This window comes from Pseudoalteromonas prydzensis (genome assembly GCF_011050055.1).
GTDB lineage: Bacteria > Pseudomonadota > Gammaproteobacteria > Enterobacterales > Alteromonadaceae > Pseudoalteromonas > Pseudoalteromonas prydzensis_A.
On the sequence record NZ_DRGM01000185.1, the window covers coordinates 101246 to 120815 of the forward strand.

Here is a 19570-nt window from a genome sequence, read left to right on the forward strand (position 1 = left end):
TCAATAGTTTAATTAAGATCAAAAAAGCCTCCATCTGGAGGCTTTTTTTTAGTCTTTTCAATTAAATTCCTATAAAATGCGCTTATCGTAACCAAATTAAGTGTATTTATGACTGCTACTCCTTGGTATAAAAATTTCTGGCCTTGGTTCTTAATCTTTTTTCCACTCGTTGCCATCATTGGTTGTATTTCTTTGTTTATCACAGCAATCGGCAATGGCCCTGATATGGTTGTTGATGATTACTACAAAAAAGGTAAAGCGATTAACTTAGAGTTAAGTAAGTTCGATAAAGCTAAAGCGTTATATTTACACGGTGAATTACATGTTGATAGCGACAAGGTAAGCTTTAAATTCAATAAAGGTGATACTAGTAATATTCACTCGCTAAAGCTGTCTTTTTATCATCGCACAATTCAGGATCATGATTTTAGTACTCATTTAACACCTAATGCGAATGGTGAGTTTACCGCTATTATCGAACCATACATTAATGGTACTTATACTGTATTTATTGAGCCAACCGACGGTAGTTGGAAACTAAAAGAAAACATCACTTTGCCAAGTGAGCAAAGTATTGCCATAAGTCCGGAATATAAGTAGTCACCCTATCATGTCTAATAACTGCTTTCATTGCCTTGAAAGTGTACCAACTGGTTTTAGTGCTACGGTTGTTATAGAAGGTAGCGCGCAGTCAATGTGTTGCATTGGCTGCCAAACCGTTGCTGAGACCATTGTCGCCCAAGGCATGACCGATTATTATAAATTCAGAACTGTGACGGCAGGTAAAGTTGAGCAGCTCATCCCTGAGCAGCTTGAATTGATCAAAAGTTACGATAATGAAGATATTCAAGATGAGTTTATCGCCACAAATGGTGATGTCAGTGAAGTGCTACTCACCGTTGAAGGCATCACTTGCGCCGCGTGTGCATGGCTTATTGAAAAACAACTGCTGAATATGCCAGCCGTTAAACGGGTAGATGTAAACACCTCAACTAACCGTGCCATGATCCAATGGCACAAAAATGCCTTGCCGCTGAGCGAAATAATCAAATCATTACTTGAAATTGGTTACAAAGCGTATCCTTTCCAAGCCGATCTTGAAGCAAGCCAAAAACAACTCGTTGCCAAAGCCTACATACGCAGGCTTGGCGTGGCAGGCTTAATGACCATGCAAGTGATGATGTTCGCATTTGCCATGTATTTTGGTATGTTTTCTGGCATGGAAGAAAACTTTGAACAGTATTTTCGCTGGATCAGCCTAATACTCGCCTCACCAGTTATTCTCTACAGCGCGATGCCCTTTTTAAGCAACGCAATTAATGGCTTAAAAGCAAAACAACTGAATATGGATTTACCTGTTTCGTTGGCTATTTTTGGCGCGTATGGCGCTAGTAGCTATGCAACAATTATGGCAGTTGGTGAAGTCTATTTTGAATCTATTTGTATGTTTACCTTTTTACTCTTATTAGGTAAATATTTAGAGTTTCGTGCGCGTCTTAAAGCCAGTGAATTTACCGCTAACTTGCAAAAATTATTACCGCTTACAGCACGAAAATTGGATGAAAATGGCCAAGAACGTATTATTGCAGCTAAAAAGCTGCAACTCGATGATCGGGTATTAATTAAAGCTGGGGAAACCATTCCAGCAGATGGCATTATTTGCGCGGGCAGCACCACAGTTGACGAGTCAATGATGACTGGTGAACATTTACCTGTTAATAAATACATTGAGCATCACGTTTTTGCAGGAACGCTAAATCATGATGGTGTGATTGAAATTCGCATCAACAAAATTGGCCAAAATACACTTTTAAATCAGATAATAAAGCTTCAGCACAGTGCACTTGCCACGCGGCCAAAATTGGTAGAAATTACCGACAAAGTGGCACAATGGTTTGTTGCCTGCTTACTGATCTTTGCCTCGATCACCGCAATAGGCTGGTATCAGGTTGACCCAGAACATGCATTTTGGATCACTATTGCGGTGCTTGTAGCAACCTGCCCTTGTGCACTAAGCTTAGCTATTCCAACCGCATTGACCTGTGCTGTGGCCACGCTGACTCGCAAAGGAATACTGATTAAGCAATCGCATGTGCTCGAGACTCTGCCACAATTAACCCGCGTTGCATTTGATAAAACAGGCACGTTAACGCAAGGACGTTTTACACTCGATGCCGTCGATTTATTATCTGGCTCACTTTCTAAAAAACAAATTTTAGGCTTAGCTGCGCAACTCGAAAGCTATTCTGAGCATCCTATTGCCACTGCGTTTACTGAATTTACACCGACGCAACGCCATTTGACCAATATTAAGATTCATCCAGGCCTTGGTATTACCGGTGAAGATGACACGCATCATTATGCAGTGGGTAAAAGCGGCTGGTTTAACAGTAAAAAAAGCAATGCTCAAGCCACTTTTTATATTGATCAACAACCGGTTGCCAACTTTTATTTTGTTGATGAAATAAAAAACAATGCAGCACAGTTAATCGCCTCTTTACAGCAGCAAGGCTTAACTTGTCATATGCTAACCGGGGATGCCTCAAATGCAGGACAGCAAATTGCTAAGAAGCTCAAACTTGATAGCTTTAAAGTAGCCTGCTTGCCAGAAGATAAACAAAGCGAAGTACAACACTGGTCTAGCCAAGGTGAAATTGTCGCCATGGTAGGCGATGGTGTCAACGACAGCCCAGTGTTTAACAGCGCGCATTTATCTATTGCAATGGAAACTGGCGCTGATATTTCCAAAAATACCGCCGATGTGGTATTACTCAACAGTGATTTAGCTGCTATCGATCATTTATTAACGGTATCGAAAAAAACGCGCCGCATAATAAAGCAAAATTTAACGCTCTCATTGCTCTATAATGGCTCTATCTTACCGCTTGCGGCATTAGGTCTTGTGGCGCCTTGGATGGCGGTCATAGGAATGTCTGCAAGTTCCATTATTGTGATCAGTAACTCACTGAGGTTATTAAAGTTATGAGTATCATTTATATCCTAGTCCCCATTGCTATTTTATTTGTATTAATTGCAATTGGGGTGTTCTTTTGGGCTGTTCGCGGTGAACAATTTTCAGATTTAAACAAACAAGGTCATAGTATTTTGTTTGAAGACGACAAAGAGCAACACAAAAAAAGCAATGATTGATCCGTTATTCGTCAGCGCGTTTATTATGGGATTAATTGGCAGCGGTCACTGCATTGCGATGTGTGGCGGTATTGCCAGTTCCTTGCAATTAGCAACAGATAAAACCCGACCATGGCAGTACTCTATTGCGTATAACTTCGGCCGTGCTGGCAGCTATATGTTAGCGGGAGCACTGGTTGCAGGGATCAGCAGCCATTTTGCCACCCAAAGTCATTGGGTCGCGTTAACCTTAGCATTGCTAAGTGGCCTATTTATGATCTTAGTGGGCTTGTATATCATGCGTTTAGGTGTAAGCTTACAATGGCTTGAATCGCTGGGAAAAACATTAGTATGGCAGCACTTGGTAAAGCTAAACCGCTTTATCATGCCAATCAACTCATTACCTAAGGCAATCGCTTATGGCGCACTATGGGGTTGGCTACCGTGTGGTTTAGTTTATTCAGCGTTAACGTGGGCGATGACCAGTAAAACGGCCACTGACGGCGCTTTAGTCATGCTATTTTTTGCTCTTGGCACATTTCCGGCCATGTTAAGCATAGGCATGGGCGCACAAATATTACATAAAGTATTAAACCACCCATGGGCACGCATAGTGCTGGGCAGTGTACTTATTTGGTATGGGGTTTATTTACTTATTATTGCAACTGATCAGCTGCTGCATTAATCTTAACAGATTAATGTGACAACATTTTATGGATTGAACTCATGGATTTATCTCACAACAAAGCCAAAAACAATTGCACTATCAGCTGTAACGACTGCAGTATTAGCCAATTATGCTTGCCCTTTACCCTCAATGGTCAAGAGCTGGATAAACTGGATGAAATCATCGAGCGTAAAAAGCCATTACATAAAGGTGATTTTCTGTTTGAGTTGGGTGCCCCATTGAGCGCTATTTTTGCAGTTCGCTCTGGTTCATTTAAATCATACACCCTCTCTGAGCAAGGGGATGAACAGATCACTGGCTTTCACTTGGCAGGAGACTTAATTGGTTTTGATGCAATAAATAAGATGACTCATCAAAGCTTTTCTCAAGCACTTGAAACATCAATGGTATGTGAAATCCCATTTGACACATTAGATGAATTGTCAGGTAAATTGCCGAAATTACGCCAACAAATTATGCGTTTGATGAGCAGTGAAATTAACTACGATCAAGAAATGTTACTGTCTCTGAATAAGAAATCGGCTGAAGAGCGCTTAGCCAGCTTTATTCATAATTTATCGAATCGTTTCGGTGAGCGTGGTTTTTCCCGCAAAGAGTTTCGCTTTACCATGACTCGCGGCGAAATTGGCAATTATCTTGGCTTAACCGTTGAAACTATTAGCCGTTTACTCAGCCGTTTTCAAAAAGCAGAGCTAATAAAAGTGGAAGGTAAATTTATCACTATTTTAGATAGTGACGGTTTATCAGCCGCCGCGGCAATTCATCCTAAATAAACTTGATCTAGCGCAACATATGTTTTGCTGTTACTTTAACTCCTCATGAAATGCGTTACACTGTAAGTATTAACTAACCATAGAATGTAGTTAAAGGAGCAGCTTATGAACACTATCAAACAGATCCTCGCTATTATCGACCCAACCACTGATTCGCAGCATGGTTTATCTCGCTCTATTGAACTTGCTAAAAAATCCGGTGCCAGTATCACCGCCTTCATGAGCATTTATGATTTTTCATATGAAATGACGACCATGCTCTCTGGGGATGAACGCGAAGCAATGCGTAACGCAGTCGTAAAAGACCGTCAATTATGGGTAGATGATATTTTGACCCAGTATCCAGAGGTCAAAATCCAAAGCCAAGTTGTTTGGCACAATCGCGCTTATGAGGCGATCATCGATACAGTTATCAATCAACAGTTTGATTTAGTCGTCAAAGGCACTCACCAGCACGATACCCTTAAATCCGTTATTTTTACGCCCACTGATTGGCATTTAATTCGTAAATGTCCAGCCCCCGTATTATTAGTCAAAGAGCATGCATGGCCTGCGCAAGGGAATATTTTAGCTGCAGTTAATGCCGTCAGTGAAAACCAACAACACCTTGATTTAAATCATCGCATTATTAAAGACGCGCAATTTTTATGTGAACTTGCCAACGCCAGTTTAAATCTGGTCAACGCCTACCCTGCAACACCTGTGAATATCGCCATTGAAATTCCAGAGTTTAATCCGAGTGTCTACAATGAATCGGTGAAAAAACACCATATTGAATCAACCCAAGAATTAGCAGCCAAGCATCAAATTAGTCAACAAAACTGTATTATCGAAGAAGGTTTACCAGAGGATGTGATCCCGGATGTCGCTAAGCGCCTTAACAGTGAACTTGTTGTCATTGGTACCGTTGGCCGTACAGGCTTAAGTGCGGCATTGGTGGGGAATACCGCAGAGCATGTTATTGACAGCCTTGATTGTGACGTATTGGCCTTAAAACCCGATGGCTATGTTTCTCCATTAGCAAAATAAATTAGTCAATAAATAAGTTTTGAGCATTGTCACTTTCAGCATATAATACGCCCCTTTATTTTACGCATAGTATTCAAGGGGCCGTAATGTCGCATTCTGTTCAAGCCAAAGCGCAATTTAACTTCAATAAGTTACAAAAGCGCTTACGTCGCCAAACTGGTCAAGCGGTGATGGACTTCAATATGATTGAAGCAGGCGATCGCATCATGGTCTGTTTATCAGGCGGCAAAGACAGTTATACGCTACTGGATATGCTGCAGCATTTACAACGCGTTGCACCCATAAAGTTTGATCTCTTTGCTGTAAATCTAGATCAAAAGCAGCCAGGATTTCCTGAACATGTGTTGCCAGAATATTTAGACACACAAAACATTGAATACAAAATTGTCGAAGAAGACACTTACAGTATTGTCACCGATATCATCCCTGAAGGTAAAACCACCTGTTCACTATGCTCACGTTTACGCCGCGGCATTTTATACCGTACCGCAAATGAAATGGGTGCAACTAAGATTGCCTTAGGCCATCATCGTGACGATATGATTGAAACAATGTTCCTAAACATGTTTTACGGTGGCAAACTCAAAAGCATGCCGGCTAAATTAATGAGTGATAACGGTGAGCACATGGTCATTCGCCCATTAGCATACTGTAAAGAAACTGATATTGAACAATATGCTATCAGCCAAGCCTACCCTATCATTCCGTGTAACCTGTGTGGCTCACAAGAAAATTTACAGCGAAAACATACCAAAGCGATGCTTGCTCAGTGGGATATTGACCACCCAGGTCGTATTGAGAGTATTTTTACAGCAATGCAAAATGTGGTGCCATCACACTTAGCAGATAATGAATTGTTTGATTTCGCCAACTTAACAACCGGTGCAGTAATAGATGGTGGTGATATTGCGCTTGATAAACCAGATATCCCAAAACAACCTGTACTTAGCGACGATGAAACAGCTGAAGTAATGACGATTAATTTAAGTTAACAAATTAACTTATACAATAAAATGCCGCGACTATCGCGGCATTTTTGTTTTATTGCCAGTTACGGCATATCCATTAACGCTTGACTCTGTTCATCAATCTTAATGTGATAGTTCTCATGTCTTAACCCCAGTAATTGCGGTAACGTTGCAGCAATACAAATTGATGACAAAGTACCCACCACGATCCCCACAAATAGAGCGATCGCAAAGCCCTGTAATGGCGCACCTGCCAATAACCAAACGCTTGCGACCGTCGCAAGTGTAGTGCCAGAGGTGATCAAGGTACGGGTCAAAGTGCTCTTAATCGATTCGTCTATCACTGTATTCACGCTAGCTTGTTGTTTTTTAGTATCTAAACGCAGCAGCTCGCGCACTCTATCGCCAACAATAATAGAATCATTTAAGGAGTAACCAATGATTGCCAGCAAACTCGCTAACACGGTTAAGTTAAAATCAAGTTGTAGCCATGCAAATAAGCCAACCACTACAATCACATCATGCATTAAAGCAACGACTGCTCCCAGCGCTAAACGCCACTCAAACCGTAGCGCTAAATAAATCATCACGGCAACCATCGCTGCAAATAATGCCAAACACCCTTGTTCAAATAATTCATCACCCACTTGTGAGCCTAAGTAAGAAGATGACACAACTTCAGCACCCAGCGTCTCATCTTGCGTAACCGTTGCGAGCCACACTGAAGTACTTGCTTGCTCTGCTTCTCTTAGCTGAAAGTGTTGGCTAGATTGTGCACTCAAGGTAAAGTTATCAGGATGATAACCACTAATTTTAGCGGCTAGTTCAACCTTACTGATCGGCACTGAGGTAGTAAACTCGGTTAAATAGCCGCCGGTAAAATCAAGGCCAAAATTTAATCCTTTGGTAGCAATACCTAGTACAGAAAAAACCACCAATAAGATAGATAAAACCAAACCAGATAAACGTAAACGTGTTGCTGTGCTCATTTTCTCAGTTGCTTTATTCATGCGGTTACTCCTCGTTTATTTGCCAATTTTAAGTACAACGTTTGGCTTAATGCCTTCGATACATAAACGCCGGTAAACACACTGGTTATCAGTCCCAAAGCAAGCGTAATTGCAAAACCTTTGATTGGCCCATAACCAATACCGTATAAAATAATAGCGGTGATCATAGTGGTAATATTGGCATCAAAAATAGTGCTGAAAGCTTGTTTATAACCCTGCTCTATTGCTTGATATGGCGCACGGCCTTTACGGCGCTCTTCTTTGATACGTTCAAAAATAATAACATTGGTATCAACAGCCATACCAATCGTCAGTACCAAACCTGCAATCCCTGGTAAAGTGAGCACCACGCCAGGCAACAGCGACATTAATCCAACCAAGGCGGTTAAATTCAGCAATAAGGCAATATTCGCCACCAGCCCTAAACGGCGATACCACAGCGCCATAAAGGCTAATGTAATACCCATGCCTAACATTAAAGCGGCTAATCCGTTGTTAATATTATCGGCCCCTAGGCTGGGTCCAATGGTTTGCTCTTGCACTATGGTCACCGGAGCCGTCAGTGATCCAGCACGCAATAATAGCGCTAAATCTTGCGCCGCTTGTGGGCTTTGCATATTAGTAATACTAAATTGACTGCTCAGGTGCTGGGCAATATTAGCAACATTAATCACTTCACTTTTTTTAACCACATTACCTTGGGCATTTTTGTAATATTCAGAATACACCGTGGCCATTGGTTTACCGATATTACGTTTTGAAAACGCCGACATGGCTTCGCCACCTTGACTATCAAGACTTAGCTGCACCAATGGTTTTCCCCATTCATCCCGCCCAGCATGAGCATTATTAATATGCTGACCTGAAAAAATAGCAATGGGATCTAGGTTGATGGTCCCCCCATTTTGCAGAGTAAAGGTTTTTCCGCCATATTCTTTTAGTTGATAAAAATCAAGTGATGCCGTTGCACCAATGATCCGCTTTGCTTCTGTAGGATCTTGTACACCGGGCAGTTCAATACGGATACGTTGCTTGCCTTGACGTTGGGTTACCGCTTCTGTGATGCCTAATTCTTCAATACGGCCACGCAGAGTAGTCAAGGTTTGACTCATCACCTCTTTAGCAAACGCGCTACTGCCTTGCTCACTAAAGCTAAATGCCACTGTTGTTAACTTACCTTGTGCATGCACAGTCGCGGCTAAACGTTCAAAACGCTTTAATAGCTGCGCTTGCACTGCAAGTAATTCATCTTGAGCCGCTGGCAATGCATGCAATTCAAACCCCTGTGCATTTTGCTGTACGCGAACCCCTCTGGCTTTCTGATCACGAATAATCGTTTTTGTTTGCTCATAAGCGCTATCAAGTTGTTCTTGTTGTACTTTAGCTAAATCAACATCTAATACAAATAGCACGCCACCATTGAGATCAAGCCCTAGTTTTATCGGCGCTAATCCTAAACTTTGTAGCCAGTCAGGACTTGTTTGATGAGTCACTATTTTTACATGCAACTGCGCAAACTCACTTTTTAACGCTTGTTGCGCTGCTGCGCTTTTGGTGGGCTCTTGAAGTAGCACATTTAATGAAGGTAGCTGCTGTGATGACTGCACGGATTGATCGACAATAAAGCCGTGTTGATTTAAAAAATCAATGACATTTTTTTGCGTATCAATCGCTAGTAGCTCGGAGTGTAACGGCTGTTGCGGTGTAACATGCAGCCACGATTTTGCAGGATATAAATTTGGTAAGGCACTAATAGTCAGTAATATCAGCGCTAAAAGCATCGCCATATAGCTTATTTTAAAACGCTGCAACAGCGGTTTTTTTGATGATTTTTTTAACATACTTCTTCCTTAAGCCTATCAAAGCATAGGCTTCACGCCAGATAGGCGCAGTTATTTACTGCTTTAGCGAAATCGCTAAAACACCGAAAAATTAACTGGAAGAATTAACTGTGGTAGGTAAGGACTGCCCGATACTGTAAATTAGCGTCTTTCCAACCACTCAAACGTGACTTTTTACCATCATAAGATACAAACCAAGGTAATCGTGTGGGTGGTTCAAGAGGCTGTAAGTAGAGTTGCCGCGCAAGGCTTGGCACAAAAAACTCAAATATTGCCGCATAATTTGGCTCTACTTGACTAGGATATAAAAATAATGACGAGTTGCTAACCGTTAAACGTGGTTGCAATGATTCAAAACCAGATCCTTGCGGTTGTTGATCCGCAGCTAACATGGCGACTTGTTTACTTACAGATAAGTGGCTGGATACTGCTGTGTTGGCTGCTTTAGGTTGAAAATCACTGAACTGCGAAAAAATCTCTGCTCCAACCAATACGCTCGACTGTGTCTGAATTACCGCCATGCTACTGGCAGCAGTTGCCTGCACACTAAAAAGTGCAGCAAACATCAGTAACACGGTAAGGACTAAGCGAAAGCGAATCATTTTATTATCAAAAAAGTGAACTAGCTTATTAATGAGGCTGAATCATACTATTTCAATAGCTAATTTACGATAAAAAAAGCCGCAAGCTTACTACCTGCGGCTAAACAAGCACGGATCTAAATTAATCAACTGCCAATGATGACATGTCAATCACATAGCGGTGAGATAAATCGCCTTCTTTTAGGCGCTCAAACGCTTGATTGATTTCATCCATTTTAATCATTTCAACTTCAGGAAGAATATTGTGCAGTGCACAAAAATCGAGGATTTCTTGCGTTTGCGCAATACCACCAATTAACGAGCCCGCCACACGACGCCGACCCAATAATAATGGCACTGAATTTGACTCTGCCATTTCACCCACTTGGCCAACCAGCACTTGCGTACCATCAATATCTAAAAGCGGCAGATATGGGGTAAAATCATGCTTAACGGGAATGGTATTAATGATCAAATCAAAGTTATTTGCATGGCTCTCCATCGCTTTTTGATCGTTAGATATCAATAAGTTTTTTGCACCATATGCTAAAGCCTTCGTTGCTTTATCAGCACTACGACTAATGGCTGTCACATGCGCCCCCATCGCGGCTGCAATTTTAATAGCCATATGGCCCAAGCCACCTAAACCAATCACCGCAACACGGCTACCAGGGCCGACATTCCAAGTACGAAGCGGTGAATAAGTGGTTATCCCGGCACATAAGATCGGTGCACATTTTGCCAAATCTAAATTTTTCGGCACGCTAAGTACAAATTCTTCACGGACAACAATGTGCTTTGCATAACCCCCTTTAGTCATTTCACCGCTAATACGGTCTTGCCCTGAATAGGTACCAACCATGCCTTCGCGGCAAAACTGCTCTTCACCTTGATGACACTGATCGCACGCTAAACAGCTATCCACCATACACCCTACCGCAACATGATCGCCAACCTTGTACTTAGTAACGCCACTGCCTACTTCTAATACGCGGCCGACAATTTCATGACCCGGTACGATGGGGTATTGTGTCCATCCCCAATCATTTTCAGCGGTATGTAAATCAGAATGGCACACACCACAATACAAAATTTCAATATTGACGTCTTCACTGCGCAAAGCACGGCGTTCAAAATGATAAGCTTCTAATGGTTTATCCGCAGCATGTGCCGCATAACCTACTGTTTTCATGTTTGCTCCTTATTTTAACGTCAGACTGTATAACGTTAAATGTTACACTATTAGCCATATAGTATAGGCTTAATTGTAAATTTCCACTTGCCTAAATCAGGCAGACTTTTGCCTGATTCTACATTCATCAAATTTATAAAAGAGAGCCTAAATTGCGTGGAATGAGCCAAAAAGAGCATACCAGTAAACATGTAGATGCCATGAATTTAAAGCAAAGTGTTAAAACACTTTGGCCTTATTTAATGGTATTTAAAGGTCGGGTCTTGTTAGCCGTACTTGCGCTTATTGCTGCAAAAGGTGCAACCTTGCTGATGCCATGGGCGCTTAAAGAAATTATTGATGCCGTTGATGGCAACCTGCAAGCCATTCTTATCGTCCCTGTAGCGCTGTTACTTTTATATGGTGGACTGCGCTTTGCAGGGGTGTTTTTTGGCGAACTACGTGATGCTTTATTTGGCCGCGTAACAGAGCATGCCATGCGTCATATTGGCCTGAAAGTATTTAAACATTTACATGCACTTGAGCTGAGCTTTCATTTAGATAGACAAACTGGCGGCATTAGCCGTGATATTGAACGTGGTACCCAAGGGTTAAGCTTTTTAATGCGTTTTTTAATGTTTAATATCATCCCTACCCTCTTTGAAATTCTTATTGTGGCAGTCATATTCGCGACGCTTTTTTCTCCTTGGTTCGCACTTGTTACGCTCGTTGCAGTGATTATTTATATCGTCTTTACTGTTATTGTTACGCAGTGGCGTAATCGCTTCATTCGTGAAGCAAATCAGGCTGACAACAACAGCAATAGCCGTGCAATTGATAGCTTACTAAACTACGAAACCGTCAAATACTTTAATAATGAAGCCTATGAAGCGAAAAGTTACGACTCATTTTTAGCCACTTGGGAGCAAGCACGGCTAAAAAATCGCTTATCTTTATTAGCACTCAATTCTGGTCAAGCACTGATTATTGCCGCTGCGATCACCGCCTTGATGTGGTTAGCGACCTTAGATGTAGTATCCGGCGAACTCAGCATTGGTGAACTGGTGATGATCAATGCCTACATGATCCAGCTATTTTTGCCGCTTAACTTTTTAGGCTTTGTGTATCGAGAAATTCGCCGCGCCCTCACTGATCTGGAAAATATGCTTGGCCTATTAACCCGTAAGCCACTCATTACAGATGAAGAAAATGCGCAACAGCTCACTATACAAAACGCGAATATAGAATTTAAAAACGTTAATTTTGGCTATCACAGCTCGCGGGCTATTCTCAAACAACTGAGCTTTACCATTAAAGCAGGTAGCAAAGTAGCCGTTGTAGGTGCCAGTGGTGCCGGCAAAAGCACCCTTGCCCGCTTGCTGTATCGTTTTTATGATATTGACAGTGGTGCAATTTGTATTGATGGTCAAGATATACGCAGTATCACTTTACACAGCTTGCGCCAAGCAATTGCCATCGTCCCACAAGACACCGTACTTTTTAATACTAGCATACGGGACAATATCGCCTATGGACGCCCTGACGCAACAACAGCGGAAATTGATCACGCTATTGAAATGGCTCATTTAAAGCCCTTTATAAGCAGTCTTGATAAAGGCGATCAAACCCTTGTCGGTGAACGCGGCTTAAAAGTCTCTGGTGGTGAAAAACAACGCATTGCCATCGCTCGCGCCATCTTGAAAAAATCACCGATCTTAATTTTTGACGAAGCGACCTCAGCGCTGGACTCTCACTCAGAGCAAGCAATCTTAAACGCCATGCGCGAAGTTGCCAATAACCATACCAGCTTAGTGATTGCGCACCGACTATCAACAATTACCGATGCCGACACTATCCTTGTTATGCAAGCCGGAGAGCTTGTTGAACAAGGTAGCCATACGCAACTTTTAGCCTTAGATGGCGAATATGCACGGATGTGGCAGTTACAACAAACGCAAGCAAAAAATTGATAACTATCGCGTACTCCGTTACTTTAATTGTTAACACAGCTTTATCGGGTGGTTAGGTTATTCACCTCAAAAAGTTTGTCTCGCTTTGCGTTATCTATAACAATCAAGTGAGAATTATAAAAACGTATGATAAAAATAACATTCAGGGTAATCCAATGAAAAAAACACTGATTGCAGCCACACTCGCTGCCACATTTTTAGCAGGCTGTTCAAAGCCTGAAACAACCGAAACAGCCGCACCTAAAACAGCCGTTGAAACAACAACTGCCCCCGCAGAAAAACCTGAACTAGGTAGCTTTGGTGTAGATTTAACAGCCCGTAATGAAGCAGTAAAACCAGGCGATGATTTTTTTATGTACGCCAGTGGTACTTGGTATGACACCTACGTTATGCCTGCTGACAAAACACGCTACGGTGCTTTTTCAGGATTAGCTGAGCGCAGTGAAGAACGTGTTAAAGAAATTATTGAAGAAATTGCTGCACGCGATGATTTAAATGCAGAAGAGCAACTGATTGCTGATTTTTACAACGCCTACATGGACACCGAAACACTCAATAAGCTAGGTGTAGCACCGATCAAACCATTATTGACTGAGATCAATGACGTGTCATCAACCGATGACCTCACTAAATTGTTTGGTCAAGCCTGGCTTAGCGGTGTTAATTCACCGATTGGCGGCGGCATGTGGTTTAATCGCCTTGACCCCAATAAATATGAAATGTCTTTAGGCGCAGGGGGGTTAGGTTTACCCGATCGTTCATACTACCTTGAAGATTCAGAGCGCTTTGAAAAAACCCGTAACGCATACGTTGTACATATCGCTCAAATGCTTGAACTAGCAGGTGTAGACAACACCACTAAACGTGCACAAGCAATTTTAGCCCTTGAGACTAAAATTGCACAAGGTCATTGGCCTCGCGAAAAACGCCGTAACCGCGACCTAACCTTAAACCAAATTAAACGCAGTGAATTAAACAGCACTTACCCAGGTTTTAACTGGGATCTATACTTTGCGCAAACAGGTTATAAAGTACCGCAGCTCAACGTTTCTCAGCCTGAGCCGATCAAAGCAATGATTGAGCTTATCAATCAAGAAGACCTAGCAGTTTGGAAAGACTACTTAACCTATCACGCACTAAGCTCTAATGCAGAGCTACTCTCTGAAGATGTATTTAATACTAATTTCGCGTTTTACGGTAAAGAGCTTAATGGTCAACAAGAGCCACGCCCTCGTTGGAAGCGTGCAATTAGCCAAATGTCGAGCACCGATTCATTGGGTTTCGCGATTGGTAAAGTGTATGTAGCACGCTACTTCCCTGAATCATCAAAACAACAAATGTCAGAATTGGTTGAAAACCTGCGCACCGCGCTTGGTGAACGTATTGATAATCTAGATTGGATGGGCGCTGAAACTAAAGTCAACGCTCGTGCTAAATTAGCCGCGTTTGTGCCAAAAATTGGCTACCCAGATGTATGGCAATCATTTGATGGTTTAACAATTAGCAAAAACGATTTGATGGCTAATATTAGAAATACCCGCGAATTCTTCCAAGCCGACAGTGTTGCTAAAGAGCTTGAAAAAACCGACCGCAACCGTTGGGGTATGACACCACAACGTGTTAACGCTTACTACAACAGTTCATTTAACGAAATTGTGTTTCCTGCGGCTATTTTACAACCACCATTTTTCGATCCTAATGCAGATGCTGCGGTAAACTACGGCGGCATTGGCGCAGTAATAGGTCATGAAATGGGTCACGGTTTTGATGACCAAGGTTCTAAATCAGATGCCAACGGTGTACAGCGCAACTGGTGGACTGACTCAGATCGCGCTGCATTTGATGCCAAAGCCGACCAACTTGCTGAGCAATACAGTAAATATGAACCAATTGAAGGTAACTTCGTTAATGGCCGTAATAGCTTAGGCGAAAACATCGGTGATGTAGGTGGTTTAGCCATGGCTTACCACGCTTATAAGTTAAGCTTAAATGGTAAAGAAGCCCCTGTTATTGATGGCCTCACCGGCGATCAACGCTTCTTCCTCGCCTGGGCACAAGTATGGAAAGAAAAACGCACCGAGCAAAGCATGCTAAACCAACTGCGCGGTGGCACCCATGCGCCAGGTCGTTTTAGAGCACAAGCACCACGTAACCACGATGCATGGTACAAAGCATTCAATGTACAACCTGGTGATGCTTTGTATTTACCAGAAGATCAACGCGTACGTATTTGGTAATAACCCGATACATTTCGCTTGAAAATATAACCCGCAACTGCGGGTTATATTTTTTCTGCTGCTTGCCTACTCAAAGCAATTTTAATTCCAACGACGCTCGCATCTAGTGGTGGTTTGGGTATAGAATACGGCACTACAAAATTTATACTTTTAAAAATATATTTAAGGCGAAACGCAGATGGGAAGAGCTTACCAAAACAAAAAAGATTCAATGGCTAAAACTGCGGGTGCTAAAACTAAAGTTTACTCAAAGTACGGTAAAGAAATTTATATTTGTGCTAAAAACGGTGGCGTTGATCCAGATGGCAATCTATCGCTGCGTCGCTTAATTGAACGCGCTAAAAAAGACCAAGTACCAGCACACGTAATAGACCGCGCAATTGATAAAGCCAAAGGTGGCGGCGGTGAAGACTATTCAGCAACTCGCTACGAAGGCTACGGCCCGGGTAACTGCATGATCATTGTTGATTGCTTAACTGACAACAATAAACGTACCTTTGCTGATGTACGTGTTTGCTTTACTAAAGCCAATGCTAAAATTGGCGCACAAAACTCGGTATCTCACTTATTTGATCACCTTGCTATTTTTGTATTTGATGGCGACGACGATGAAGCCGTGCTTGAAGCACTGATGATGGCTGACGTTGATGTCACCGACGTAGAAGTAGAAGCAGGCAAAGTCACTGTGTTTGCTCCGCATACTGAGTACAACAACACCCGTACCGCACTGGAAGAAATGGGTGTTACTGAATTCGATGAAGATTTGATCTCATTTGTGCCACAAATTGCAGCACCAATTGCAGGCGAAGACGTGGAAGTAATGGAACGCTTTTTAGCCATGCTTGAAGACTGTGACGACGTACAAAACGTGTACCACAACGCACAATTTTAATTTTATTGACTAAAATGATTACTAAGGCCAACTTGATTGGCCTTTTTTATTTGCTAATAGTTAAACTACCTAAATAAATGGACTTGTATTTTGAATACCCTTGAACAGCTTCGCAGTGGCCAATTAACCGGGGCTAAACGCCTGCAACTTGTTGAGCAGCTCAGCACCTTCCCAGCCGAAATTTTTACCTTGGCAGATACCCTCGAAGTACTCGATTTATCAAATAATAACTTATCTGATTTGCCCGACGAATTTGCTAACTTAAAAAAGCTCAAGCGGGTGTTTTTATCGTTTAATCAATTTCAGCATATTCCACCAGTATTAGCAAAATGCCCAGCCCTTATTATGATTGCTTTTAAAGGCAATCAAATCAGCAAATTTGCCGAGCATTGTTTACCCATCACAACACAATGGCTGATCTTAACCGACAACCAGCTTGAGCAATTGCCAGAGTCCTTCGGTGAGCTTACGCAACTGCGCAAACTAGCTATTGCTGGTAACCAGCTAACGACATTGCCACACAGCATGCAGTATTGCCAAGCGCTTGAACTCGTGCGTTTATCAGCAAATAACTTAACTCATATTGATGACTGGTTGTTTGAGTTACCAAAACTCAGCTGGCTGGCCTTTGCAGGCAATCAGTTTAATAAAGCACAAAGCTTACAGAATGTGGCACTAGAGCAAGTAAAACTCACTGAGTTTTCGCTTGTAGAGCAAATTGGTGAAGGTGCCTCAGGGATTATTCATTTAGCGCACTGGCAAGAGCACAAAGTGGCGTTAAAACTGTTTAAAGGCGCAATTACCAGTGATGGTTATCCGCTCGATGAAGTAAACTGCTGCTTGCAAGCAGGCGTTCATAGTAACCTTATCAAGGTACTTGCTTACATCGATAACCCAGCCCAACTTGGCCTTGTAATGGAGCTTATTAACAAAGACTATCAAAATCTTGGCTTACCGCCATCGCTTGAAACCTGCACTCGCGATACCTTTGCCGAGCATACCCAGTTTACTGCTCAGGCCATTAAACACATTGCTAAGCAAATGCTTAGCACCCTTGCCCACTTACATGCCAATAATGTAAGTCATGGCGATGTATATGCACACAACACTATGATAAACAATGCATACACAGTGCTGTTTGGTGACTTTGGTGCAGCGACAAACTTAGACTCACTGACTGACTATCAACGCCTGCAAATGCAACGCATTGAAGTTAGAGCAATAGGCTGTTTAATTGATGATTTATTGAGTGTGTGCGCTGATAATACCAGCGATAAAACACAGTTAATAACACTTGCCCGCCAGTGTATGAATGCTGATATGGCACAACGCCCCTCGTTTGATATTTTAAAGCACGACCTTAGCCTTTAGGTCGTGCTTTGAGCTAAAGCCCAACCTACAACTAAACACCGAGCCAACTGTAGGTCGTGATTTATCACGAAAATAGGGCTTAAAATAAGCTACTTTTGTTTTTTAAACGGAAATAGCTGCTGCTTTAACATACCCGTTGGTACGTAATCTCCAACTACGCCGTAGGCTTTAGGCCATTCTTGTTGACCTTTTACGGCAGTGCCAAACACATAGTCTAAAAATGAGAAATGCGCAGCATAGTTACGATCAATGGCTGCTTTATCGCTAGAGTGATGCCAATGATGAAACTGCGGCGTAACCAATAGATACTTCAACCAGCCAAATCTCACCTGTACATTGGCATGGTTAAATACCGCCTGAAAACCCACGATGATCACATATAAGCTGATCACTTGCTGCGAAAAACCCAATACAAAAATTGGCGTAAGTACTAAACTACGGGTGACTAATATCTCTAAAATATGCTGGCGAGATCCAGCTAACCAGTCCATTTCTTTGGCACTGTGGTGTATACCATGAAAACGCCATAAAAAAGGCACTTCATGGTAAGCCCTATGCACAAAATACTGCATCAAATCAGCCACTAAAATAATTAACAGCACTTGCAAAATAAACGGCAATTGATTGATATAACCTTGTACGGTGCTCGATACCGCCCAACCAAAACCATAGTGCACAAAATGATTGGTTACTAACAGCACAAAACCAATAATCAAATGGTTAACGAAAAAGTGGTTTAAATCACCGCGCCATTCACTGCGTAATATTTTTTGCTGTTTGCGATGGGGTAATAATTTTTCAATCAGAATAAAGATTAGGGTTGAGCCTAATAAATCTAAGATAAACCAATCTAGGCCAATATAGGGCGTGTTATCGGCAAAATCATTTACCTCAACATTTGGGCCACCAAACACAATGGCAAGCACAATAAAAAGCCATGCCGTCGCACCTAAGCGTTTATTTTTATTACGCACAAAGTTAAGTAACCCTAAGCTACCGGCTACTATCAGCGCAGCGAACATCAGTTGCCGTAAAAACTCAACACTGTAGCTTTTTCTCAGTTCAGGGGTGGTTAAATATTCGGGGAAATGAAAAGCGAGCACGCCTAAACATGATAGCATCGCTAAAAAGCAGGCAATATAACCGCTAATATTTCCTTCACCAATTTGCAAGTGATTGGTGCGAAATACGCGACGGGGTAAATGACTGAGCATTGAATTATCCTTTTTCAATTTTTCGCTAGAATAGCATATTCATTACCAATTACTAGACGTAAAAAAGCCGCGATAGTCGCGGCTTTGTTGGATAAAGCTAAACTTTTACATGCTTAATTATAAATACTTACCGAGAGCTTTAACTTGGTCTAACATGCGGTTTGAGAACCCCCACTCGTTATCGTACCAAGCCATTACTTTAACAAGTTTGCCATCGGCTTTCGTTTGCGTTGAGTCAAAGATTGACGACGCTGGGTTATGATTAAAGTCGATAGAAACAAGCGGTAGCTCGTTGTATTGTAAAATATCTTTCATTGAGCCAACAGAAGCTGCTTTCATAATTTCATTGATTTCAGCAACAGTCGTGTCACGTTTTGTGATAAACGTAAAATCAACTAACGATACGTTGATTGTTGGTACACGTACTGACATGCCGTCAAGTTTACCCGCAAGTTCAGGTAATACTAAGCCAACGGCTTTTGCTGCGCCTGTTTTAGTTGGGATCATAGACTGTGTTGCACTACGCGCACGGTATAGATCTGGGTGATACACATCTGACAAGTTTTGGTCATTTGTGTAAGCATGAATAGTCGTCATGCTACCTTGCTCAATACCTACTGTATCGTTAATTGCTTTTGCAATGGGTGCTAAACAGTTAGTTGTACATGAAGCATTAGAAATGATGTTGCTATCGGC

Annotated in this window: 17 protein-coding genes; 11 read left to right on the top strand and 6 right to left on the bottom strand. The window is 42.0% G+C overall.

Features of this window, described 5'->3' with window-relative positions; all coding sequences use genetic code 11:
- Positions 1–108 precede the first annotated feature (108 nt).
- The 7 genes from ENH88_RS18720 to ttcA all read left to right on the top strand — a co-directional run bounded on the left by ENH88_RS18720 (position 109) and on the right by ttcA (position 6611).
- On the top strand, positions 109–600 hold the full coding sequence (locus tag ENH88_RS18720; RefSeq protein ID WP_304184627.1) for a FixH family protein: 492 nt from the start codon (positions 109–111) through the stop codon (positions 598–600).
- 10 nt (positions 601–610) lie between these two features.
- The gene (locus ENH88_RS18725; RefSeq protein ID WP_304184629.1) at positions 611–2986 is read left to right on the top strand and encodes a heavy metal translocating P-type ATPase; all 2376 of its coding nucleotides are present in this window, start codon (positions 611–613) and stop codon (positions 2984–2986) included.
- Positions 2983–3150, top strand: coding sequence for a cbb3-type cytochrome oxidase assembly protein CcoS (ccoS, locus tag ENH88_RS18730; RefSeq protein WP_145233504.1), 168 nt, complete (start codon positions 2983–2985; stop codon positions 3148–3150). The genes ENH88_RS18725 and ccoS overlap by 4 nt, the downstream gene beginning before the upstream one ends.
- Positions 3143–3814, top strand: coding sequence for a sulfite exporter TauE/SafE family protein (locus ENH88_RS18735; RefSeq protein WP_304184631.1), 672 nt, complete (start codon positions 3143–3145; stop codon positions 3812–3814). The genes ccoS and ENH88_RS18735 overlap by 8 nt, the downstream gene beginning before the upstream one ends.
- 41 nt (positions 3815–3855) lie before the next feature.
- On the top strand, positions 3856–4590 hold the full coding sequence (locus ENH88_RS18740; protein WP_304184633.1) for an FNR family transcription factor: 735 nt from the start codon (positions 3856–3858) through the stop codon (positions 4588–4590).
- 105 nt (positions 4591–4695) lie between these two features.
- On the top strand, positions 4696–5619 hold the full coding sequence (gene uspE / locus ENH88_RS18745; RefSeq protein ID WP_304184636.1) for a universal stress protein UspE: 924 nt from the start codon (positions 4696–4698) through the stop codon (positions 5617–5619).
- Positions 5620–5705: 86 nt separating this feature from the next.
- The gene (ttcA, locus tag ENH88_RS18750; protein WP_304184638.1) at positions 5706–6611 is read left to right on the top strand and encodes a tRNA 2-thiocytidine(32) synthetase TtcA; all 906 of its coding nucleotides are present in this window, start codon (positions 5706–5708) and stop codon (positions 6609–6611) included.
- Positions 6612–6670: 59 nt separating this feature from the next.
- Here ttcA and secF read toward each other — a convergent pair whose 3' ends face one another.
- The 4 genes from secF to ENH88_RS18770 form a co-directional block, all read right to left on the bottom strand.
- Positions 6671–7597 carry a protein translocase subunit SecF gene (secF, locus tag ENH88_RS18755; protein WP_304184639.1) on the bottom strand — a complete coding sequence of 309 codons (927 nt, stop codon included), beginning with the start codon at positions 7595–7597 and terminating at the stop codon, positions 6671–6673.
- Positions 7594–9438, bottom strand: a complete 1845-nt coding sequence (gene secD, locus ENH88_RS18760; protein ID WP_304184640.1) for a protein translocase subunit SecD — start codon at positions 9436–9438, stop codon at positions 7594–7596. Before secD ends, secF begins: the two co-directional genes overlap by 4 nt.
- Before the next feature lie 104 nt (positions 9439–9542).
- Entirely contained in the window at positions 9543–10040 is a 498-nt protein-coding gene (locus tag ENH88_RS18765) for a hypothetical protein (protein ID WP_304184641.1), read from the bottom strand.
- A 121-nt stretch (positions 10041–10161) separates the two neighbouring features.
- The gene (locus tag ENH88_RS18770; protein ID WP_304184643.1) at positions 10162–11211 is read right to left on the bottom strand and encodes an NAD(P)-dependent alcohol dehydrogenase; all 1050 of its coding nucleotides are present in this window, start codon (positions 11209–11211) and stop codon (positions 10162–10164) included.
- Between the two features lie 200 nt (positions 11212–11411).
- Here ENH88_RS18770 and ENH88_RS18775 point away from each other — a divergent pair, with 200 nt between their 5' ends.
- The 4 genes from ENH88_RS18775 (at position 11412) to ENH88_RS18790 (ending at position 17660) form a co-directional block, all read left to right on the top strand.
- The gene (locus tag ENH88_RS18775) at positions 11412–13160 is read left to right on the top strand and encodes an ABCB family ABC transporter ATP-binding protein/permease (RefSeq protein ID WP_304184654.1); all 1749 of its coding nucleotides are present in this window, start codon (positions 11412–11414) and stop codon (positions 13158–13160) included.
- 155 nt (positions 13161–13315) lie between these two features.
- Complete coding sequence (locus ENH88_RS18780; protein ID WP_304184645.1) at positions 13316–15397, top strand: M13 family metallopeptidase; 2082 nt, start codon at positions 13316–13318, stop codon at positions 15395–15397.
- 178 nt (positions 15398–15575) lie between these two features.
- Complete coding sequence (locus ENH88_RS18785) at positions 15576–16289, top strand: YebC/PmpR family DNA-binding transcriptional regulator (protein WP_304184646.1); 714 nt, start codon at positions 15576–15578, stop codon at positions 16287–16289.
- Between the two features lie 90 nt (positions 16290–16379).
- On the top strand, positions 16380–17660 hold the full coding sequence (locus ENH88_RS18790) for a leucine-rich repeat domain-containing protein (RefSeq protein WP_304184647.1): 1281 nt from the start codon (positions 16380–16382) through the stop codon (positions 17658–17660).
- A gap of 89 nt (positions 17661–17749) precedes the next feature.
- Here the strand turns inward: ENH88_RS18790 and ENH88_RS18795 are convergent, their stop codons facing one another.
- Both ENH88_RS18795 and ENH88_RS18800 read right to left on the bottom strand, forming a co-directional pair.
- Positions 17750–18874 (bottom strand): sterol desaturase family protein, encoded by a 1125-nt coding sequence (locus ENH88_RS18795; protein ID WP_064667120.1) that lies wholly within the window; start codon positions 18872–18874, stop codon positions 17750–17752.
- A 117-nt stretch (positions 18875–18991) separates the two neighbouring features.
- Positions 18992–19570: type I glyceraldehyde-3-phosphate dehydrogenase (locus tag ENH88_RS18800; RefSeq protein WP_304184649.1), on the bottom strand; the 579-nt coding region annotated here is incomplete at its 5' end.